Source organism: Sphingomonas sp. AAP5, assembly GCF_004354345.1.
In the GTDB taxonomy this organism is placed as follows: Bacteria; Pseudomonadota; Alphaproteobacteria; order Sphingomonadales; family Sphingomonadaceae; genus Sphingomonas; species Sphingomonas glacialis.
The window spans coordinates 3,681,583-3,702,500 of sequence record NZ_CP037913.1 but is presented as its reverse complement, the minus strand read 5'-3'; the positions used below and the strand labels follow the sequence as shown (position 1 = coordinate 3,702,500).

General features: G+C 66.9%; 23 protein-coding genes (1 of these 23 running past the window's edge). 7 read left to right on the top strand and 16 right to left on the bottom strand.

What is annotated here, in order from left to right:
• The 7 genes from E2E30_RS17145 to hisS all read right to left on the bottom strand — a co-directional run.
• A protein-coding gene (locus tag E2E30_RS17145) for a CBS domain-containing protein (protein WP_133191586.1) crosses the window boundary here: on the bottom strand, positions 1–194 show its beginning. 235 nt of this gene lie to the left of the window's left edge; only the first 194 of its 429 coding nucleotides appear in the window; its start codon is at positions 192–194; the stop codon falls past the left edge of the window.
• A gap of 93 nt (positions 195–287) precedes the next feature.
• A complete protein-coding gene (locus E2E30_RS17140) occupies positions 288–1,874 on the bottom strand; it encodes a DUF4139 domain-containing protein (protein ID WP_133191585.1) in 1,587 nt (528 codons plus the stop codon).
• Positions 1,808–3,223, bottom strand: coding sequence for a DUF4139 domain-containing protein (locus E2E30_RS17135; protein ID WP_133191584.1), 1,416 nt, complete (start codon positions 3,221–3,223; stop codon positions 1,808–1,810). Before E2E30_RS17135 ends, E2E30_RS17140 begins: the two co-directional genes overlap by 67 nt.
• Before the next feature lie 128 nt (positions 3,224–3,351).
• Positions 3,352–4,446, bottom strand: a complete 1,095-nt coding sequence (locus E2E30_RS17130; protein WP_133191583.1) for a DUF4167 domain-containing protein — start codon at positions 4,444–4,446, stop codon at positions 3,352–3,354.
• Positions 4,447–4,701: 255 nt separating this feature from the next.
• Positions 4,702–5,520 carry a peptide chain release factor N(5)-glutamine methyltransferase gene (prmC, locus tag E2E30_RS17125; RefSeq protein WP_133192168.1) on the bottom strand — a complete coding sequence of 273 codons (819 nt, stop codon included), beginning with the start codon at positions 5,518–5,520 and terminating at the stop codon, positions 4,702–4,704.
• A 115-nt stretch (positions 5,521–5,635) separates the two neighbouring features.
• Entirely contained in the window at positions 5,636–6,709 is a 1,074-nt protein-coding gene (gene prfA, locus E2E30_RS17115; RefSeq protein ID WP_133191581.1) for a peptide chain release factor 1, read from the bottom strand.
• Positions 6,706–8,037 carry a histidine--tRNA ligase gene (hisS, locus tag E2E30_RS17110; RefSeq protein ID WP_240698968.1) on the bottom strand — a complete coding sequence of 444 codons (1,332 nt, stop codon included), beginning with the start codon at positions 8,035–8,037 and terminating at the stop codon, positions 6,706–6,708. The genes prfA and hisS overlap by 4 nt, the downstream gene beginning before the upstream one ends.
• A 244-nt stretch (positions 8,038–8,281) precedes the next feature.
• Here hisS and E2E30_RS17105 point away from each other — a divergent pair, with 244 nt between their 5' ends.
• From E2E30_RS17105 to ppa, 4 genes are all read left to right on the top strand, one after another.
• Entirely contained in the window at positions 8,282–9,109 is an 828-nt protein-coding gene (locus E2E30_RS17105) for a sulfite exporter TauE/SafE family protein (RefSeq protein WP_133191580.1), read from the top strand.
• A 60-nt stretch (positions 9,110–9,169) separates the two neighbouring features.
• Positions 9,170–9,817, top strand: a complete 648-nt coding sequence (locus E2E30_RS17100) for a DUF1345 domain-containing protein (protein WP_133191579.1) — start codon at positions 9,170–9,172, stop codon at positions 9,815–9,817.
• 88 nt (positions 9,818–9,905) lie between these two features.
• Positions 9,906–11,816, top strand: a complete 1,911-nt coding sequence (locus tag E2E30_RS17095; protein WP_133191578.1) for a M61 family metallopeptidase — start codon at positions 9,906–9,908, stop codon at positions 11,814–11,816.
• Positions 11,817–11,860: 44 nt separating this feature from the next.
• Positions 11,861–12,436: an inorganic diphosphatase gene (ppa, locus tag E2E30_RS17090; protein ID WP_133191577.1), complete on the top strand. Its 576-nt coding sequence runs from the start codon at positions 11,861–11,863 to the stop codon at positions 12,434–12,436.
• A 90-nt stretch (positions 12,437–12,526) separates the two neighbouring features.
• Here the strand turns inward: ppa and E2E30_RS17085 are convergent, their stop codons facing one another.
• Genes E2E30_RS17085 through ispG form a run of 6 tightly spaced genes read right to left on the bottom strand, consistent with a single transcriptional unit; the run spans position 12,527 to position 16,071 of the window.
• Positions 12,527–12,883 (bottom strand): TfoX/Sxy family protein, encoded by a 357-nt coding sequence (locus tag E2E30_RS17085; protein WP_133191576.1) that lies wholly within the window; start codon positions 12,881–12,883, stop codon positions 12,527–12,529.
• Entirely contained in the window at positions 12,883–13,362 is a 480-nt protein-coding gene (locus tag E2E30_RS17080; protein ID WP_133191575.1) for a GNAT family N-acetyltransferase, read from the bottom strand. Before E2E30_RS17080 ends, E2E30_RS17085 begins: the two co-directional genes overlap by 1 nt.
• The gene (locus tag E2E30_RS17075; protein ID WP_133191574.1) at positions 13,359–14,267 is read right to left on the bottom strand and encodes a DMT family transporter; all 909 of its coding nucleotides are present in this window, start codon (positions 14,265–14,267) and stop codon (positions 13,359–13,361) included. Before E2E30_RS17075 ends, E2E30_RS17080 begins: the two co-directional genes overlap by 4 nt.
• Before the next feature lie 2 nt (positions 14,268–14,269).
• The gene (locus E2E30_RS17070) at positions 14,270–14,650 is read right to left on the bottom strand and encodes a type II toxin-antitoxin system VapC family toxin (protein ID WP_133191573.1); all 381 of its coding nucleotides are present in this window, start codon (positions 14,648–14,650) and stop codon (positions 14,270–14,272) included.
• A complete protein-coding gene (locus tag E2E30_RS17065) occupies positions 14,647–14,892 on the bottom strand; it encodes an AbrB/MazE/SpoVT family DNA-binding domain-containing protein (RefSeq protein WP_133191572.1) in 246 nt (81 codons plus the stop codon). Before E2E30_RS17065 ends, E2E30_RS17070 begins: the two co-directional genes overlap by 4 nt.
• A gap of 36 nt (positions 14,893–14,928) precedes the next feature.
• Positions 14,929–16,071, bottom strand: coding sequence for a flavodoxin-dependent (E)-4-hydroxy-3-methylbut-2-enyl-diphosphate synthase (gene ispG / locus E2E30_RS17060; protein ID WP_133191571.1), 1,143 nt, complete (start codon positions 16,069–16,071; stop codon positions 14,929–14,931).
• Between the two features lie 101 nt (positions 16,072–16,172).
• Between ispG and E2E30_RS17055 the strand changes: the two genes are divergently transcribed.
• The 3 genes from E2E30_RS17055 (at position 16,173) to E2E30_RS17045 (ending at position 19,371) form a co-directional block, all read left to right on the top strand.
• Positions 16,173–17,312 (top strand): acyltransferase family protein, encoded by a 1,140-nt coding sequence (locus E2E30_RS17055; RefSeq protein WP_133191570.1) that lies wholly within the window; start codon positions 16,173–16,175, stop codon positions 17,310–17,312.
• Positions 17,312–18,226, top strand: coding sequence for an isoaspartyl peptidase/L-asparaginase family protein (locus tag E2E30_RS17050; RefSeq protein WP_133191569.1), 915 nt, complete (start codon positions 17,312–17,314; stop codon positions 18,224–18,226). Before E2E30_RS17055 ends, E2E30_RS17050 begins: the two co-directional genes overlap by 1 nt.
• A 269-nt stretch (positions 18,227–18,495) precedes the next feature.
• Positions 18,496–19,371, top strand: coding sequence for a S1/P1 nuclease (locus tag E2E30_RS17045; RefSeq protein WP_133191568.1), 876 nt, complete (start codon positions 18,496–18,498; stop codon positions 19,369–19,371).
• 9 nt (positions 19,372–19,380) lie between these two features.
• Here E2E30_RS17045 and E2E30_RS17040 read toward each other — a convergent pair whose 3' ends face one another.
• Genes E2E30_RS17040 through E2E30_RS17030 form a run of 3 tightly spaced genes read right to left on the bottom strand, consistent with a single transcriptional unit; the run spans position 19,381 to position 20,766 of the window.
• On the bottom strand, positions 19,381–19,650 hold the full coding sequence (locus E2E30_RS17040; RefSeq protein ID WP_133191567.1) for a hypothetical protein: 270 nt from the start codon (positions 19,648–19,650) through the stop codon (positions 19,381–19,383).
• Positions 19,637–19,852, bottom strand: coding sequence for a toxin-antitoxin system HicB family antitoxin (locus E2E30_RS17035; RefSeq protein WP_133191566.1), 216 nt, complete (start codon positions 19,850–19,852; stop codon positions 19,637–19,639). The genes E2E30_RS17040 and E2E30_RS17035 overlap by 14 nt, the downstream gene beginning before the upstream one ends.
• 11 nt (positions 19,853–19,863) lie before the next feature.
• Positions 19,864–20,766: an SPFH domain-containing protein gene (locus E2E30_RS17030; RefSeq protein ID WP_133191565.1), complete on the bottom strand. Its 903-nt coding sequence runs from the start codon at positions 20,764–20,766 to the stop codon at positions 19,864–19,866.
• Between the last annotated feature and the right edge of the window lie 152 nt (positions 20,767–20,918).

The window sequence follows — 20,918 nt, the reverse complement described above, 5'->3', positions numbered from 1 at the left end:
GCGCTGCCATGCGCGGCGATCGCGTGGATCACGTCGCGTTCGGAAAAGATGCCGACGACCGCATCGCCCGCCATCACCGGGACCGCGCCGACGCGGCGCTCGGCGAGCAGCGCGACCGCGTCGCCGACGGTCTGCTCGGCGGTGATCGAGACCACCTCGCCGCCCTTGGTGCGAAGTATTGCCGCGATCGTCATTGGCTCTCTCCTGTCTGCGCTCGTCAGCCGAGTCTCTCAGGCGCTGGAGGATTCCACGTTTGGCAGCGCTTGGGAAGCCGCGCCCCGCAATCGCTAGCGATCGGCCGATACGCGATAGCCCAGCCCGCGCGTGGCATTGGCGGGGAGTTCGAGCGCCCAGACCAGCTTGCCGTCGGTGTGGGTCAGCGCGCTCGTGGGATGCGACACGCGCGGCGCAATCCGCGGATCGAACTGCAACTCGAACCGGACGGGATGAGGATTGGCGTTGCGCAGGATCAGCGCGACGTCTTCCCACGCCTTGCCGCGATTGGCGCCGCTCTCGCGCGGCGTCGTCTCGAGCGTGACTTGCGTCGCGACCGCCAGATTCGCCTCGACCAGCTCACCGACTGCCTTGTCGTCAATCGCGCCTTCGCCGATCAGCACCGCGGCATCGCCGCGCGGCTGAAACACCGCGACCGGCCCGGCGGGAAGCGGCACGCCGAGCCCCTTCGCACTACGATTGAGCGCGCGCAGCGTGAGGTGCGGCGCGCCGGCCTCGCCCGCCGCGTCGACCGTCGCGACATACAGGATATCGACCGGCACGGCTTGCCGATCGAGCAACGCCACCTGTTTCTGCGCGAGCGCTGCGACCGTCGTGCGATCGGGCACGCGGTATAGCTTGAGGTCGCCGAGATCCTCCTGCGTCACCCGGCGCGGCGCGCGCATCGCCATTCCGGTCACGACGATATCCAGTGCCTCGGCTGGCGGCGGCGGGGGCGGCGGGGCGCCGGGCACGAAATCCGCGATCGGGCGCGCAAAGCAGTGAAACGTCAGCGGTGCACTGCCGCGCGCATATGGATAGGGCGCGCGGTCCTCGCGCTCCACGCGCCCGGCGACGACCATCGTCTCGGCATCGGCGAAGCTCGTTGAATCGCCGCTCGCGAGCGTGACCCAGGCGAGCAGATCGGCGCTGCGGCCGTTTGGCTTCAGCGTCGCGACGTAGTTCGCCTGCCAGTCGAAACCCCAGGCAAGATACGACAGCGTGATCGTGACGGTCGCAGCGCGCGGCGAGTCGAGCGCGACCGACAAAGTCGGTTTGGACGACAGCCCCGACGCGATGCCATTATAGACCAGCGTCTCCGTGGCCGGCCCGCAATCGACCGCGACCACGCCGTCGCGCGTCTGAACAATCGCCGCGCCATCGGGGCTCGACCGGATGATCGCGGATTCTTCGACGCTCCGCTTGGCGATGGTGCGGCGAAGCGTGACGGGGCGGCCGAAAGTCCCCGCGTAGAGGCTGCGCGGCGACAGCAGCTCGGCATCGAGATTCTTCTCGCGAACGCCATTCGGCAACCCGGTGACGATGGCGCTTTCGGGCAGGATCCCCGCCGCGACACCTTCGAAGCGGAGCGTGGTGCGCCCAGCCGGGATTGCCACGCGGCGCTGCTCGGTGATCAGCGCATAGCCGCCCAGCCAGCTTAGATCGATCGGCGAGTCCGCCGATCGATCGGGCGCGCGGTAGATTGTCACCGCAACGCGGTCGGGCGCGGGCGAGACCGTCTGCGCGGGCGCCGCGCGCGCGACGACCGCGACGAGCAGCACGCTCAGCCATCGCAGCGCGCGGCGCACCGGGCTCAGTACCGCGTGTCGAAAGTCGCGATCACGCTCGCCGTGCCATTGGCGGGGACGCGGACGTGCCACACCACCTCGTCGGCGGTGACGCGCTCGCTCGGTTGGTTCTCCGTCACGACGCGGGTGTCGTGCCACCAAGTGTCGAGCCCATCCTGCGCGACCTCGACGACCGCTTCGGTCGCGCGCGCATTGGTCAGCGTGTAGCGCATCGTCGTGCGCCAGCGATCCGCCGAGATCCGCTCGCGTTTTTCGACCACCGGCCGCATCTTCACGTCGAACGCCTCGCCCGTCTTGAGCGCGAGCCGCGAGCCCATCGGCGTGTGCGGGATGGCGCTTTCGCCGATGAATTGCGGTGCGCCGCGCGCATCGCGCATATAAACGCGGACGGTCCCGGCGGGGAGCGCATCGCCGAGCCCGCCGTCGCGCGACGAGCTGAAGGTGAGCACGGTATCGACGCTCTTGGCTTCGCTCTGCGTCGCGAGCCACGGGTTGCGATAGAAATACGCTTTGGCAGCGGGCGACCCGGCGACGTCGAGAAAGCTGACTTGCTTGGTCTGCGCGTTGGCAATCGTGGTACGCTCGGCGAGCGGGTAGAGGTAGAAATCGCCGAGCTGTTCGCGGTTGGCGGTCTCGGTGCCCGACTGGCTGCCGCGCGGCGTGGTCGGGCGCGCGGAATAGCGCGGGCCATTGTCGTCCTCGGCGCTGCCGACCGATCCCGCGACGAGCAGCGTCTTGGCGGCGGTGAAGGTCGTGCCGCTGGTGTTGTTCAGCGTTATCCAGCCCTGGACGTCGAGCTTGCCCGCCTTTTCATCGAACAAGGCGACATAATCGGCCTTCCAGCCGAGCCCGCGCGACAGATAACTGAGCGTCGCCGGGCGCGTCCCCGCCGCATCGCTGTCGAGCGTGACAGACAAGGTCGGGCGCGCGCGCAGATTGGGCGGCAGCGTCGGGAAGATCACGCGGCCGGCGCTGCGGTCGAGCACTTCGATCCGGCTGCCGATCTGGACGATCGTGCCGCCATTGTTGGCGAGCACGCGGGCTTCCTCTCGCGTTTCGGCGCCGGTTGCGGGATTGGTGCGGACGAGCGTGACGGTCTGGCCGACCGCCTTGTCCATCAGCTTTTGCGGCGAGAGCAGGTCGTAATCGAAATTCTGCTCGACGATACTCGCGCCCGTCGTCTTGAGCGTGACCGTTTCGGGGCGGATCGCGGCGGAGACGTCGGCGAAGTCCTGGCGGCTGCGGCCGCGCGGGAGCGCGAGTTGGCGCGTGTCCTGGATCAAGGCGAGATCGTTATTGTAGATCGTGACCGCGACGTCGCCCTGCCCCGAGCGCGCACCTTCGTCTTGCGGTAGGGCGGTGGTCTGCGCGCAGGCGAGCGCGGGGGCCCACAGCATCGTCGTCGCCAGCCAGATCCGCATGTCGCCTCCCCACTTCGTATCTTGGGGAATAGGCTAGGAATATAACGACGGTGTTACAATCCCTTCGCTGCGGCGAGCGTGTGGGACGCCCACCCCGGCGCGTGGCCGGGGTGAGGAAGAAGATTTGCTTATTCGACCGTGGTTGCCGCGGTTGCGGGCGGGCGGCCGCGACGGCGGCGTGGCTTTTCGACGACGTCGCCTTCCTGGCCGAACTCGGGCTCGACGACTGCCGAGACGTTGAGCGACGGCGGCAGGCGATCGGCGGCAAAACCGTTATCCTCAAAACCGCCATCGTCCGATCCGGCTGCGTCGGACGTGACGGGTGCTTCGACGATCGGCGCGACTTCGCGGCGTGGACGGCCACGCCCGCGACGCGGCGCTTCGGCGACGGGCTCGACCAGCGCTGCGGCGTCGAGCGGAAGCTCCGCACCGGTGGGCTGCGCTTCGACGACGGGTTCGAGCGCGCGCGACACGCGGTCGGGACGCTCGTAGCGCTCGCCGCGCGGCTGGCGCTCGGCACGTTCTTCGCGCTGCGGCTCGGCCTGGCGATCGTAACCGCCCTCGCCATTGCCGTTCACGCGACCACGCGGACGATCCTCATAGCCTTGCGCGGCTTCGCGCTGCTCGCTGCCGTGCTGCCCATTCGACTGCCCGTTCGCCGCAGCGTGATTGGACTGGCCGTTTTGCGCGTAACCGCGATTGCCGTCCTGACGGTTGCCATCCTGGCGGTTGCCGTCCTGGCGATAGCCGTTCTGGCCACCGCGCTGCTGATCGCCGCGCGGTTGTTCCTGGCGCGACGGATCGTGGCGTTGCTGCTCCTGACGGGGCTGGTCCTGACGGGCCTGCTCCTGACGAGGCTGCTCGACGACGCGCTCGCCCTCGTCCTCGTAATCGGGCTCGTCCTCGTCGAGCGTCGCGCCCTGGATCCGCTTGGTCGAGACCGCGCCACCGTTTTCCTCGAAGCGCGCACGCGTTTCGGCGAGCACGCGGAAATAGTGATCGGCGAATTGGAGGTAATATTCGACGTTGACGCGGTCACCCTGCATCTGCGCGTCGCGCGCGAGCGTCTTGTATTTCTCGAGCAATTGCGCGGCATTGCCGCGGGCGCGATTGTCGATGCGGTTGCCGGTGTCCTGACGACCCGGATTTCCACCACCACCCGACGAGCGCTGCTGCTGCCCGCCACGGCCGCGACGGCGGCCGGCCTGACGATTATTGATCAACGTCTTGTTGTCCTGTTCTTGGGAACCAACCTGGTCACGCTCCAGAAATATGGATGCAATGCCTCCTGCGCGCCGGCCACCGACCATCGGCACTGCGCGCTTGCCAGCGTCGCCGGACGGGGCGACTGCATGACGATGGAGGCGGACACCAGCCCATTTTCAACCGACTATGGTGAGAATGCGTGCCCCTGCGCCGTCCAATAGCGGGTCGCGGGGCAATCTCCAAGCACAATATTGTGCTGATCGAACGCAATATCACGCGCTGTGCGTTGCGATCAGCGCGCGCGGGTGGCGCGCGAGATCGTGCCGCAGCGCGACCGCAAGGCCGTGCGCGGCGAGCAAAGCGGTGACGGCAGGCGCCTGGGTCGAGCCGATTTCGAGGATCGCGGCGCCGCCGGGCGCGAGCAGGGCGGGGAACTGCGGCGCGATGCGACGATAGTCGTCGAGCCCGTCGGCGCCGGCGAACAGCGCCATGCCGGGTTCGTGCGCACGGACCTCGGCGGGGAGCGGTTCGTCGGCGCCGATATAGGGCGGGTTCGAGAGGATGAGGTCGAACACGCCGTCGAGACCGGTCGCCCAATCGCCGGTGCGGAATTCGGCACGGGTCGCGAGGCCGAGCGTGGCGGCGTTGCGCGTCGCGTAAGCGAGCGCCTCGGGTGACGCATCGACGCCGAGGCCGGTCGCGCCGGGCCATTGGTCGAGCGCTGCGAGCAGCAGCGTGCCGGGGCCGGTGCCGAGATCGAGAATCCGGCGCGGTCCGGCCTTGCCGAAATGCGCGAGTGCTGCGTCGAGCAGCGTCTCGCTGTCGGCGCGCGGCACGAGCACGCCCGGGCCGACCGCGAGCTCGATCGTCCAGAACGCGCGGGTGCCGGTGATATAGGCGATCGGCTCATGTGCGAGCCGGCGCGCGAGCAACGGGCCGAAGCTGTGCGGGGTGGCGGAATCGAGCCGGTTGAGCAGGAGCTGCTCGCGGGGGATGCCGAATGCATGCGCCATCAGGAGCTCGGCATCGAGGCGGGGGGTTTCGCTGACGTCGGCGAGGAAGTTCGTGGCGTCGGAAAGCGCCGACCGTATCCTCCCCTCCCCTTCAGGGGAGGGGCTGGGGGTGGGGGAAGCCTCGCAGAGATCTGGCGTCGCGCACTTCCCCACCCCAACCCCTCCCCTGAAGGGGAGGGGCTTTTCGGGCTCGTCACGCATCGAGGGCGGCCAGGCGCTCGGCCTCGTCCTGCGCTATCAGCGCGCCGACCAGTTCATCCATCTCGCCCTGCAAGATCTCGGGCAGCCGGTGCAGCGTCAGGTTGATGCGATGATCGGTCACGCGCCCCTGCGGGAAATTGTACGTCCGGATCCGCTCCGAACGATCCCCCGACCCGACCATCGATTTGCGTGCCCCCGCGCGCTCCTGGTGCAACCGGTCGCGCTCGGCCTCGTACAGCCGCGTGCGCAGGACCCGCATCGCCTTTGCCCGGTTCTTGTGCTGCGACTTTTCGTCCTGCTGGATGACGGTCAGCCCGGTCGGAATATGCACGATCCGCACCGCCGAATCGGTGGTGTTGACCGACTGCCCGCCCGGCCCCGACGAGCGGTAGACGTCGATCCGCAGGTCCTTGTCGTCGATCTTGACGTCGACCTCCTCGGCCTCGGGCAGCACCGCGACGGTCGCCGCCGAAGTGTGGATGCGCCCCTGCGCCTCGGTCGCGGGAACGCGCTGGACGCGGTGGACGCCGCTTTCGAACTTCAGCTTGGCGAACACGCCCTTGCCCTCGACAGAGGCGATCGCTTCCTTGAACCCGCCGCTTTCGGAAGAAGACGCGGAGATCAGCTCGACCCGCCACCCCTGCGCTTCGGCATAGCGCTGGTACATGCGGAACAGGTCGGCGGCGAACAGCGCCGCCTCGTCGCCCCCGGTGCCGGCGCGGATCTCGAGCATCGCGGCGCGCTCGTCGGCAGCATCGCGCGGGAGCAGCGAGAGCGCGAGCTTCCGTTCGGCATCTGGGAGCGTGTCGCGGATCGTCGCGATTTCCTCGCGCGCCATCAGCTTGATCTCGGGGTCGCTCTCCTCCTCCATGCTGGCGAGCACGTCGAGCTCGGCGCGGAGCCGCCGCACCTCGCCCGCCGCACGCGCGATCGGTTCGAGTTCGGCATAGTCCTTCGAGACCTGGACAAAGCGATCCGACGGGAGGTCGCCCGACGCCATCAGCGCCGACAGTTCGTCGCGCCGCGCCTCGATCTGCAGGATGCGTTCGGGGGAGATCGAGGTCATCGCGGGCGCCAGATCAAGGCGATCCCCGTTCCGATCAAGGTGGCAGCATCGTCCGCGCCAACCGCGATATCGGCGGACAGTGCCTTCAAAACAGCGTCCGCCCTGTCCTCGAGCGCGACGGGCCCGATCCCGATCTTGCCGAGCTTGAGCGACGCTGCGGTGCCGCCGTCGACGCCCACACGCCCGACGAAAAGAACCTCGGTCACATTCGCGCGCCGCGCGCGCTCGACTTGGCGCTTCGCATTACCGGCAAACGCCGCCGCAACGGACAGACCGCTGCGCCGAAGGCCTGCCACCACGCGAACGGCATCGAGCGGATCTGCGTCATTCTCGGTCACGACCGCGATATCGACCTGGTCGACCGTCGGCTCCTCGAGCAGCATCGCCAGCCGCTCGATCCCCGCCGCCCAGCCAACACCCGCCGTCTCCGGACCGCCGAGGCTCCCGATCAGCCCGTCATAGCGCCCGCCCGCGAGCACGGTGCCCTGCGCGCCGAGCCGATCGGTGACGAATTCGAACGCGGTGTGGCGGTAATAATCCAATCCGCGAACCAGCCGCGCGTTGCGCGTCCACGCGACACCCGCCGCATCGAGCCCCGCCGTCACCGCATCGAAGAAGGCGCGCGCCTCTGGCGTCAGATAGGCGTCGATATCGGGCGCGCTGTCGGCGACCGGCCGATCGCGCGGGTCCTTAGAATCGAGGATGCGCAGCGGGTTCTTGTCGAGCCGCGCGAGGCTGTCCTCGCTCAGCACGTCGCGATGCGCCTCGAAATGCGCGACCAGCGCCGCGCGCCACGCGTCGCGCGTCTCGGCGTCGCCGAGCGTGTTGAGCTGGAGCGTCACGCCATCGGCGATGCCGAGTTCGCGGAGCAACTGGTCCGCCAGCACGAGCAGCTCGACATCGGCGGCGGGCTCGCTCGCGCCGATCACCTCGGCGTCGATCTGGTGGAACTGGCGAAAGCGCCCCTTTTGCGGGCGTTCGTAGCGGAACACGGGCCCATGCGTCGCGATCTTGAGCGGCGCATATTGCTGCCAGCCCTCGGTCAGATAGGCGCGCGCGATACCGGCGGTGAATTCGGGGCGCAGCGTCAGCGAATCGCCGCCGCGATCCTCGAAGGTGTACATTTCCTTCGACACGACGTCGGTCGTCTCGCCGAGCGAGCGCGCGAACACCGCGGTGCTCTCGAACACGGGGATGTCGACGCGCTGGAAGCAATAGAGCCGGCGGACGCGTTCGAACGTCTCGATGACGTGTGCGAAGCGACGCTGCTCCTCGCCGAAGATGTCCTGCGTGCCGCGGATGCGTTTTGGGGTTTCTATGCGGGCCATAAGGGTGCGTTCTCTATGCGAGCGTTCGGGCGAACGCCAGATGGTTGTGGATTCTGCTCCCCTGCGTGGAAGGGAGGGGAGGAAGAGCGGCTTGACACGTCCGGCTCCCGCGCCGCAGCATAAGCGTAAGGGGGGCGGCAACAGTCCCCATTTCAGCATCCGCAGGATCTCACCCGGCTCGTTTCGGAAAGGTCGCCATGCGTCTGTTTGCCGTGTCCGTTGTCCCATCCCCGCGTGCCAGCGCATGAGCGCCGTGCTCGCCTGGGCGCCCGCCATCCTCGCCATGCTCGCCGCCGGCCTGTTCGCGGGCTTTGCCGCCGGACTGTTCGGCATCGGCGGCGGCTTCGTCGTCGTTCCCGCAATGATCGCGCTGCTGCCGCTGCTTGGCGGCGCGAAGGGCGAATATACGCATGTCGCGATCGGGACGTCGTTCGCGACGATCGTCGTCACCGCTTTGCGCTCGACCCTCAGCCACCACAAACGCGGCGCGGTCGATTTCGAGATCCTCAAGACGTGGGCGCCGTGGATCGTCCTCGGCGTCGGTGTGGGCGTGCTGCTCGCACAGCGCATGACGGGGCAGACGCTGACCTTCATCTTCGCTGGCGGCATCGTGCTCATGTCGATCAATTTCCTCGTGCCCAAGCTCGCGCGGCGCCAAGTCAGCGACACGATGCCGAGCGGCCTTCCCCGCGCCGCGATCGCCGGCGGGCTTGGCCTCTTCTCCTCGCTGCTCGGCATCGGCGGCGGGACGGTCGCGGTGATCGTGATGACGCTGTGCGGCCGCTCGATCCACAAGGCGATCGCGACCGCGAGCGGCTTCGGCTTCATCATCGCGGTGCCCGGCACGATCGGCTGGGTCCTGATCGGGCTCGGCAAGCCCGGCCTGCCGGTCGGGTCGCTCGGCTATGTCAATCTGCTCGGCGCGGTCGTCATCACCTCGATGTCGATCCTCACCGCCCCACTCGGTGTCGCCGCGGCCCATGCGCTGCCGGCCGAGCCGCTCAAGCGCGTGTTCGGCGTGTACCTGCTGTTCATCGCAGGGGTGATGGCGAACCGCGCGCTGCAGATGTGACAGAAACGTTATGTTTGCGCGAGGATTTCACCCCGCACAAAAGCGCGGTAGCTCTGTTGCATGAGTCTGAATCTCGGCAACAAGGTCGCCCCGCCCCGCTTCATCCTGTTCGCGACACTGTTCGTGATCGGGCTATTCGTCGCCATCCCCCCGCTCGGCTGGGGGCGCGGTGCGATGGCGGCGTTCGACGTCGCCGCTGCCGTGTTCCTGATCGCGATCTCGACGCTGCTCGGCCACGGCGAGGCCGACAAGATGCGCAAGGCCGCCGCGAACAACGACGCCAATCGTGCCGGGCTGCTCGTGCTCACCGGCGTGACGATGCTCATCATCCTCACTTCGGTCGCCAAGGAATTGCAGGGCAAGACGAGCGTTGCCGCGACCGTATTGGTAATCGCGACGCTGGTGCTTGCGTGGCTGTTCTCGAACACCGTCTATGCGCTGCATTATGCGCATCTCTTCTATTCGGACTGCGACGATGACGGGCAGGATTCGGGCGGGCTCGATTTCCCCGAATGCGCCGAGCCCGATTATTGGGACTTCCTCTATTTCAGCTTCACGCTCGGGATGACCTTCCAGACCTCCGACGTCGAAATCTCGTCGCGGCGGATGCGGCGCGTGTCGCTCGGCCAGTGCCTGGCGGCCTTCGTGTTCAACATCGGCGTGCTCGCCTTCACGATCAACGTGCTCGGCAGCAGCAGCGGGTCGTAGCGGAATCACGCGGCGGGGGGCTGGACGGCGCGCGCTTCAACCGCTTTAACCACCGTCAAAGCCGCTCTTCCCAAGAAAGCTCCCCTGCATGATCCGTCGCGTCGCGTTCACCGCCCTGTTGCTCGCCACCACCGCATCGCCGGTTCTGGCCGAAAATTCCAAGCCGCAGCCGGTGCCGATCGTCGACACGATCCCCGAAGCGCGCGACACGCCCTTTCCCGGCACGATCAGCCTCGACATCGACGCGACCGACACGACGCGCGGCATTTTCACGACGCGCGAGACGATCAGCGGCGTGAGCGCGGGCCACATGGTGCTGCTCTTCCCGAAATGGCTGCCGGGCAACCATTCGCCGACCGGCCAGCTCGACAAGCTCGCCGGCCTGCACATTCGCGCGGGTGGCAAGGAGGTCGCGTGGACGCGCGATCCGGTCGACGTCTACGCCTTCCACATCGACGTGCCGGCGGGCGCAAAGAACCTCGACATCGACTTGCAGTTCCTCTCGGCAACCGCGGGCGACCAGGGTTCGGTGGTGATGACGCCGAACATGCTGCGGCTGCAGTGGAATTCGATGAGCCTCTATCCCGCGGGCTATTTCACGCGCCAGATTCCGGTCAAGGCGGTGGTCAAATACCCGACCGGCTTCACCGCCTCGTCGGGCCTGCCGTCGAAGGCGAACGGCTCGACCTATGCCTATCAGCTCACCAATTACGAAGTGCTGGTCGATTCGCCCGTCCTCGCCGGGCGCTATTACAAGCAGTGGCCGCTCTCGCCGCGCGTCAATCTCGACGTCTATGCCGATACGCCCGCCGAGCTCGCTGCAACGCCCGATCAGATCGACGCGCACAAGCGGCTGGTCGACCAGGCGGTCAAGCTCTACGGCGCGCAGCATTACGACACCTATGAATTCCTGCTGTCGATCTCCGACGTGATGGGCGGGATCGGGCTCGAGCATCACCGCTCGTCGGAAGACGGCGTGAAGCTTGGCTATTTCACCAAGTGGAAGGACGGCCCGGGCTCGCGCAACCTGCTGCCGCACGAATACAATCACAGCTGGGACGGCAAGTTCCGCCGCGGCGCCGATTTGTGGACCCCCGATTTCCGCATGCCGATGCGCGGCAGCCTGTTGTGGGTGTATGAGGGCCAGACGCAGTTCTGGGGCTATGTGCTGCAGGCGCGCTCGGGGATCGTGTCGAAGCAGGATACGCTCGACGGCTATGCCGCGATCATGGCCGAGCTCGACAATCGCCCGGCACGCAACTGGCGCGACATGGTCGATACGACCAACGACCCGACGATTTCGCAGCGCCGCCCCAAGGGGTGGACGAGCTATCAGCGCTCCGAGGATTATTATAACGAGGGCCTGCTGGTGTGGATGGAGGTCGATTCGATCCTGCGCCAGCAATCGGGCGGCAAGAAATCGATCGACGATTTCGGCCGCGCCTTTTTCGGCCTCAACGACGGCGACTACGGCGAAGTCACCTACACGTTCGACGACGTGGTCAAGACGCTCACCGCGATCCAGCCGTACGACTGGGCCGGTCTGCTCACCAAGCGGTTGACCGAGACCGGCGCCCCGGCGCCGCTGAAGGGCTTTGAGGCAAACGGCTACAAGCTGGTCTATACCGAGGAGCCGACGCTCGCCTTCAAGAATGCCGAGGCCGCACGCAAGAACACCAACCTCACCTTCTCGCTTGGCCTGACGGTCGACAAGGACGGCAAGCTGACCGGCGTCGGCTGGGATTCACCCGCGTACAAGGCCGGGCTGACGATCGGCGACAGCATCGTCGCGGTCGACGGCACCGCCTTCTCCGACAGCGCGCTGAAGGGCGCGGTCACCGCCGCCAAAGCGCGCAAGACGCCAATCGTTCTGCTGGTCAAAAGCAACGACCAGATCAGCCCGGTCAGCATCGACTATCACGAGGGCTTGCGCTATCCGCACCTCGAGAAGATCGGCACCGGAGAGGGTGGACTGGACCGTTTGCTGGCACCGCGTTAAGGCCGATTCTTTCCCGTATTATCCAGTGTAGTTAAGGACTTACTATGCGTATCGACATGATCCCGGTCGGCAAGGGCCCGCCGGACGACCTCAACGTGATCATCGAAGTCCCGACCGGCGGCGAGCCGGTTAAGTATGAGTTCGACAAGGCGTCGGGCGCGCTGTTCGTCGACCGCATCCTGCACACGCCGATGCGCTACCCGGCGAATTACGGCTTCGTGCCGCACACGCTCTCGCCCGATGGCGACCCGCTCGACGCGCTCGTCGTCGCGCGCTCGCCGTTCATTCCGGGCTGCGTCGTGCGTGCGCGGCCGATCGCCGTGCTCAACCTGGAAGACGAAGCCGGCGGCGACGAGAAGCTCGTCTGCGTGCCGGTCGATTCGACCTTCCCGTATTATTCAAACGTCAACGAGCGCGGCGACATGCCCGAGATCGTGTTCGAGCAGATCGAGCATTTCTTTACGCACTATAAGGATCTCGAAAAGAAGAAGTGGGTCCGCGTCGGCAAGTGGGGCGACCGCGACGAAGCGCGCAAGGTCGTGATCGAAGCGATCGAACGCTATGAGCAGGCCAAGAAGGCCGGCAATCCTGCACCAGGCGAAGTCGCGCAGCAGGACTGACCCCAACCGTCACCCCCGCGAAAGCGGGGGTCCCGCTTCTTCTGACCTGACAAGAAGAAGCGGGATTCCCGCTTTCGCGGGAATGACCGATTATTTCCGAGCGGGCGTCTTCTTCACTGGCGCGCGCAGCCCCGCAGCAACGCCAAGCGCCGCCCATTCGCGCAGCGCATCGGCGTCGTCATAGACATCGTCGGGCGCGCGGCGATAGTTCATCGAGCCTTCACGCCCCTCGCCCATCGTATAGCTGAAGCGCGGGCAGGCGGCGGCGTCCCACACCGCATCGCTCGTCGCATCGGCCTTGATCCACAGCCCGTCCTCGACCGCGATCGCGAAGATCGTGCCGTCGAGATAGAGCGTCGCCCCGCCCATCATCGCGCGCTTGGTCACCGTGCCGATCGGTGCGAGCGCTTCCTCGATCCAGGCGATCAGGCCCGAATCGACCGGCATCAGCCCTGCCCCGCCAGCTTGGCGAGGGCATCGCCGGTAACGCGGTAGACGGTCCATTCCTCCATCGGCGCGGCGCCCATCGAGCGGTAGAACGCTATCGCCTTCTCGTTCCAGTCGAGCACCGACCATTCGAAGCGCGTGCAGCCGCGCTCGACCGCGAGTTTGGCGAGATGCTGCAGCAACGCCTTGCCGACGCCGGCGCCGCGTGCCTCGGGCGTGACGTAGAGATCCTCGAGATACAGCCCGCGCCAGCCGGTCCAGGTCGAGAAATTGTGGAAGAACAGCGCCATCCCGACGGGTTTCCCGTCGAGCTCGGCGATCACCGCCTCGGCGGCCGGGTGCGGCCCGAACAGCGCGTCGTGGAGCAACGGCTCGGTCGCGACGACCTTGTCGGCGGCGCGCTCGAACTCGGCGAGCTCGCGCACGAGATGCAGGATCAGCGCGACGTCGGCGGGGGTGGCGGTACGAATCTCGATCATGCGGCAGCCTCGGTTTGTGGAGCGGGTGCGGCATGGCCGCGCACGGCGAGGATGCATCCCAGGATGATCAGCGCCGCGCCGCCCGCGGTGTAGAGCGAGACGGTCTCGTGGAAAACCCACCAGCCGAACAACGACGCCCAGACGAAAGCGGTATATTCGACAGGTGCCAGCACTTGCGCCTCGGCATGGCTGTACGCCCAGGCGAGCGCCATCGCCGAGAGCGACCCGAGCACCGCCGCCACGCCGATCGACGGAAGCTGCGCTGTGGTGGGCAGCCCGGCGAACCACGGCGCGCCGAGCAGCAGCAGCCCCCCAAGCACCACGCTGGTGAACAAGGCGACCTCGAGCGGGTCGGCGACCTGCGCCTGCTGGCGTAGCAGGATCAGGCTGTAGGCGTAGAAGATCGACGCGGCGAAGATCGCGAGCGAGCCGAGCACATGGGCGGTCGAGGCATGCCCCTGCACCTCCCCTGCGGCGATCACCAGCACGCCCAGACTCGCGACGATCGACCCGAGGATCGCCGCACGCCGGATCGTCTCGCCAAGCAGGGCAGCCGCGAAATAGAGCGCGATCAGCGGCGCGAGAAAGGTCAGCGCCACCCCCTGCGCCATCGGCACGCGCACGAGGCCCCAAAAGAAAAGCAGCACCGAGAAGCCCGCCGTCGCGCCGCGCAGCGCGTGCAGCTTGAGCGCCGCCCGCCCCGGGAACGGCCGCCGCCGCAGCAAGAAGATCGTGCCGAGCAACACCACGCCGACGACCGAGCGCCACAGCACCGCCGAATAGGCGCCGCTGGTAATGCTCAGGCCCTTCATCAGCACATCCATCGCCGAATAGGTCGCGATGCCGGCGGCGGCGACAGCGAAAGCGAGCGCCGCACCCACCTTCTTCGGTGTTGGCACACGCATGTTCAGCGGATCAGTCGAAGTTCGAGACCGATATCGACGCCGGCGAGTCGACGGTCTCCGGTATAGACGGTCGCGCGCCGCTCGGCGGCGAGCGCCAGACAGGCGCGATCGCCGAGCGAAATACCCGCCGCCTTGGTTGCGGGACGCAAATCGGCCGCAGCGATCGCGTGATCCACCGTAAAAGGAACGACTTCGATCTCAAGGCCCTTCAGCAATGCGAGAACGCGCTGTGTCTGATGGCCCTTGTCTGCCGCACGCTGGAACGTCTCCGACGCGTTCACCGCCGAGAGCGCGCTCCCGCGCATCACCGGGATCACGATCTCCGCGCCGGGTTCATCCAACAGCACCGCGAGAATTGCTGACGCATCGAGAACGACACTCATTCCTCGCGCCAGTCGCTCGCACGCTCACGCAAGAACTGATCCACGGAATAGTCGTCACCGGTCATCTCGCGGAACGCCTGCTGCGCCTCCCGGACGACCTGCCCGTAGGTTTTCAGCGATATTCCGCCATCGTCGCTCTTGGCGAGCACGAGCGAGTCACCGTCCGCAATCCCCAATTCGCGGCGCAACTCCGCCGGGATAACGATCTTGCCGCCAGCGATCACTTTGGCATGATAGGTCATGTCAGGCCTCCCGAGACCTGACACATACCACAAGACCTATTCCGCCGCCACAGCCACCGGCGCTGCTGCCGCCACCGCCGCATCATGCGCCTCGATCGACGCGGCCTTTTCCTCGACCAGCTTGACGATATGTTCGAGCATATCCTCGGAATTGACGGTGTGATCGGTCACGCCCGACAAATACACCATGTGCTTGCCGTTGCCGCCGCCGGTCAGGCCGATATCGGTCTCGCGTGCCTCGCCCGGGCCGTTGACGACACAGCCGAGGACCGACAGCGACATCGGCGTGCGGATATGCTGGAGCCGCTCCTCGAGCGCTTGCACGGTGCGGATCACGTCGAACCCCTGTCGCGCGCACGACGGGCACGACACAACGCGCACGCCGCGGTTGCGGATGCCGAGCGCTTTCAGGATCTCGAAGCCGACGCGGACCTCGTCCTCGGGTTCGGCCGAGAGCGAGACGCGGATCGTGTCGCCGATGCCGTACCACAGCAGCGAGCCGATCCCGATCGACGACTTGACCGTGCCGCCGACGAAACCGCCCGCCTCGGTAATGCCGAGATGCAGCGGGCAATCGACCTGTTCGGCGAGCTGCTGATACGCCGCCACCGCGAGGAAGAAGTCCGACGCCTTCACCGCGACCTTGAACTCGTGGAAGTCATGGTCCTGCAGGATCTTGATATGGTCCATCGCCGATTCGACCAGCGCGTCCGGGCACGGCTCGCCATATTTTTCGAGCAGATGCTTTTCGAGGCTACCGCCGTTGACGCCGATGCGGATCGCGCAGCCGTTCGACTTGGCCGCGTCGATCACTTCCTTGACGCGGGCGGGCGAGCCGATGTTGCCCGGGTTGATGCGCAGGCACGCCGCACCCGCATCGGCGGCTTCCAAAGCCCGCTTATAGTGGAAATGGATGTCGGCGACGATCGGCACGCGGCTCGCGCGGACGATCTGCTTCAACGCTGCGGTGCTCTCCACGTCGGGGCACGACACACGGATGATGTCGACGCCGGCATCCTCGCAGCGGCGGATCTGGTCGATCGTCGCCTTGACGTCGTCGGTCGGCGTGTTGGTCATCGTCTGGACGGTGACGGGCGCGTCGCCGCCGACGGGCACGTTGCCGACCATGATCTGGCGGCTCTGACGACGGTTGATGTCGCGCCACGGGCGGAGGGACATGGAAAACTTCCTCTGGTTGGTCGCGCCCATATAGCGACGATCCGCGCCATCGGAAACCGCTAGAGTTTGCTCGATCGGGCACATCGCATTAGGGCCGCGCGATGGAACGGCATTACGGACTGGACTGGTTGCGCATCGGCGCGTTCGCGCTGCTGATCCTCTATCATATCGGCATGGTGTTCGTGCCGTGGGGATATCATGCCAAGACCGCGCAGCCGCTGGCATGGGTCGCGATCCCGATGCTCGCGGTCAACAGCTGGCGGTTGCTGCTGCTGTTCGTCGTGTCGGGCTATGCCAGCCGGGCGCTGCTGGTACGCGGGCCCGCAACCGGGCATTTCGCGGTCAACCGTACGTGGCGGCTGATCATCCCGCTGCTGTTCGGCGTGATCGTCGTGGTGCCGCTCCAGCCGTGGGTCGAGCTCATCACGCAGCACGGCTACACCCATGATTTCGGGTATTTCCTGCTCCACGATTATTTCAGCTTCCGCGTCGTCAACGGGCTCGCGCTGCCGACGTGGCAGCATCTGTGGTTCGTCGCGTATCTGTGGATCTACACGATGGTGCTGGCGGTGCTCGTCGCCGCGATGGGACAGCGCAGCCTTCAGCGCAGCTTCGATCGGCTGTTCGGCGGGTGGCTGGTGTGGCTGCTCCCGGCCGCCTGGCTCGTGCTGGTGAGCGCCTGGCTGTTCCCCGGGATCGGGCCGAGCAACGATCTGGTCGGCGATTCGGTGAGCCATGTCCAATATCTGCCCGCCTTCCTGTTCGGCTTCGCGCTCGCCGGGTCCACGCCGGCGCTGGCGACGATGCGGCGATTGTGGCCATGGGCGCTGGCGATTGGAATCGCCTGCTACATAATAGTCGCAGCGACCGAGTTGCGCTGGCCGAACAGCTCGATGCCGACCTGGCCATGGGGGATCCTGTTCGCCAGCGCGCGCGCCGTGCAGGGCTGGAGCATGATCGTCGCATTGATCGGCTTTGCCGACAGCCACCTCAACCGCGACCTGCCGTGGCGCCGCGTGCTGACCGAGGCGGTGTTCCCCTTCTACATCATTCACCAGACGATCATCGTCGGGGTCGAGGGCGCGCTCCTCCCGTTCGGCCTGCCGCGCTTCGTTGAGTTCGGCGTACTGGTCGTGACGACGCTGGTCGGATGCTGGCTGTTTTACGCGATCGGCCGCGAAATCGGCTGGCTGCGCCCGCTGATCGGCCTGCGCCCCTTCCCCCAAACGAAAGAGACGTGATGAGCTGGACCCTGATACTCCATGGCGGCGCGGGACAGATGACGCGCGACACCGTCTCGCAGGCACAGGCCGAGGGTGCGCGCGCCGCGCTCGGCCGCGCGCTCGATGCGGGCGCGGCGGTGCTGGCAGCGGACGGTGCGGCGCTCGATGCCGTCGAGGCGGCGGTGCGCGTGCTCGAGGATGATCCGCACTTCAATTCGGGGCGCGGCGCGGCGCTGACGCACGCCGGTGTCGCCGAGCTCGATGCAGCGATTATGGACGGTCGGAATCGTAATGCGGGGGCAGTGGCAGGGGTGACCGCGACACGCAATCCGGTGAGCCTTGCCCGCGCCGTGATGGCGAACAGTCCGCATGTGCTGCTGAGCGGTGCTGGGGCCGACGCGTTTTCGGTGGAGCAAGGCTGCGAGCCCGCGACACAGGACTGGCTGGTCCTGCCCGAGCGGCGCGCGCAGCTCGACGAGATGCTCGAAGGCGGCGGCGCGTTCGATGTCGACATGAAATATGGCACCGTCGGCGCGGTGGCGTGCGACGTGCACGGCCATGTCGCCGCCGCGACCTCGACCGGCGGGGTTACGGGCAAGCGCTGGGGCCGGATCGGCGATTCGCCGCTGATCGGTGCGGGGACCTATGCCGATGATCGCGCAGGCGCCGTGTCGTGCACCGGATCGGGCGAATTCTTCATCCGCGCGAACGTCGCGCACGAGATTTGCGCGCGGGTGCGGCTGGCGGGCGAAACGCTGGAAGCGGCGGTCGAGACGGTGTTGGCCGAAGTGACCGCGCTCGGCGGGACCGGCGGCATCATCGTCGCGGGGCCGAAGGGCGAGGCGCTGTGGCGGTTCTCGACGCCGGGCATGTACCGCGCGCGCCTCGACTCCGCCGGGGGCCGCGAAGTCGCGGTGTTCGGCGACGAATAGCCTGCAAGGCAAAACCCTTCTTCTCCTCCGCGTCCTCCGCGCCTCTGCGCGAAAAAAGAAGATGGGTTCGCGCAGAGGCGCGGAGGACGCAGAGGCGGTTGCTTTCGCCTCTTCGTGCCTCCGCGTCTTCGCGTGAGCATCCCTTCTTTTCTCACGCGAAGACGCGAAGGCGCGAAGAGCGGGCGTGACGGCGACGAAACTCTCGTTTCGACATCGGACTTGCTAGACCCGCTTTCGCGGGAAGAGCAACGCCGCTAAGGCCGGAGCCCATGACCAGTCTCCGTCGCGTTCGTCCCGGCCTTGCCGTTGCCGCCACCTTGATCGTCGCGGCGACCGCGTCGCCGGCGGCGGCCTATTGGGAATATGGCCATCAGACGATCGCGCAGATCGCGGACGCCAATGTCCGCCCCAAGACGCGCCTGGCGATCCGCGCGCTGCTCGCGCATTCGGAGCTGCTCGGCACGCCCGAGTGCAAGGCCTCGACCATCTCCGACGCCGCGGTGTGGGCCGATTGCATCAAGCCGCTCAAGGGCCCCGACGGCAAATCGCGCTTCGGCTATGCCTATAGCTGGCACTATCAGGACGTGAACATCTGCCACCCGTTCGACCTCGTCGCGGCGTGCAAGGACGGCAATTGCGTCTCGGCGCAGATCACCAAGGACGTCGCTGTGCTCAAGAACAAGCGCGCGCCGCTCCACGACCGCGTCGAGGCGCTCGCCTTCCTCGTCCACTTTGTCGGCGATCTCCACCAGCCGCTGCATGCCGGCGAAAAGGACGACCAGGGCGGCAACAAGGTGCTCGCCAGCTATGGCGGCTACGGCACCGCGCGGCTCAACCTGCACAGCATCTGGGACGGCTATCTCGCCGAGCGCGCGATCACCAGCGGGCCGCCGATCGTGCGCCGCTACCCGGCCGCCGTGCGCGCTAAGATCGCCGCGGGCGACGTCACCGACTGGAGCCGCGAGAGCTGGCAGGTCGCGCGCGACGTGACCTATGCGAGCGTGATGGCCGATCCGTGCGCGCCGACGCCGGCGCACGTCACGATGGACGAAGCGACGATCGAGAAGGCCGTGCCGATCGCACGGCTCGAGGTCGAGCGCGGCGGGCTGCGCCTGGCGAAATTGCTCGACCAGGCGCTCGGCTGACGGCTCCGCTCAGCCGCGTAGGCCCCAGCGCCACCGCCAGCCGCCCTTGGTCTTGCGCACAGCGATACCGGTGAAGACCGCGAAGAGCGCAACGCCGATCGCGATTTGCGCGATCCGCTCGTGGACGAAGCGAATGTCGGCAACGAGCAACACCGCAAACCCGATCGTCAGCGCCCAGCCCTGCCACGTCACTGGCGTCGCGCCGATGCCGAACAGCTTGGGCACGAACCAATAACCCGGCTCGGCGCGGTAATGGTCGATCACGTCACGCGTCTGCATCGTCATCCTCCTTGGGTGGCCGCCCGCGCCGGGGCGGGTTGGGCGCTTCGAGCTTCACTCCGCGCTTGGCGAGCGCCTCGCGCAGCAGGCATTCGAACTGGGCGTTGACGCTCCTGAGATCGGCCGCCGCGATCCGCTCGACCGCCGCGTACAGCGAAGGGTCGAGGCGAAGCGCGAACGCCTTCTTGGGAGGAGCCGCCACCGTCGAGCTCGTTACTGGTAGAGCGAGCCGGCGTTGACGACGGGCTGCGTATCGCGCTCGCCGCACAACACGACCATCAGGTTCGAGACCATCGCCGCGCGGCGCTCGTCATCGAGCTCGACGACGTTCTTCTCGCTGAGCAAGGCGAGCGCCATCTCGACCATCCCGACAGCGCCCTCGACCAAGGTCTTGCGCGCCGCGACGACGGCTTGAGCTTGCTGGCGGCGGAGCATCGCGCCGGCGATTTCCGAAGCATAAGCGAGGTGCGTGAACCCGCATTCGTCGACGGTGATCCCCGCGGTCGCGAGGCGCGCGATCAGCTCGGCGCGCAGCTCGGCGGCGACCTGGTCGTGATTGCCGCGCAGCGTCACTTCCTGATGCTCGAAATCGTCATAGGGGTAGCGCGCGCCGATCGTGCGCACCGCCGCCTCGATCTGGACGATGACGAACGCCTTATAGTCGTCGATGTCGAACAGCGCCTGCGCAGTGTCGGTGACGCGCCACACGACTTGCGCCGCGATCTCGATCGGGTTGCCGCGCAGGTCGTTCACCTTCAACCGCTCGGAAATCATGTTGTTGGCCCGCAGCGACACCTTTTTCCGCGCGAGCCAGGGAAGCAGCCAGCGCAAGCCGGTCTTGCGATCGGTGCCCTTATACGCGCCGAACAGCGTGATCGCGGTCGCCTGGTTGGGCTGCTGCATGTAGAAACCACAGGCGACGAAGGCGATGACGAGCGCCGCGATCGCAACGAGCACGCCGCCGAGCGTCGATTCGTCCTGAAGCAAGCTTGCGCCGAACAGCCCGAAGCCGAGCGCCACGAGCATCACGATCAACATCATGTACCCGCTCGACGTGGCCGCGGTGTGTTCGTGCGACAGCGTGAGTGCTGTGTTGCGTGTTGGCGACTCGACCATCAATGCCTCCCGTTAATGTGATATCACATTTATATCGGGATTTGAGGAGAGGCAAGTCTATTCCCTCGCCCGTTCAGAGAGGGAGTGTGGAGCATAGCGACGGGAGGGGTAAGGGTGACGGAAATGGCAAGGGCGACGCCAGCAAAAGCCGA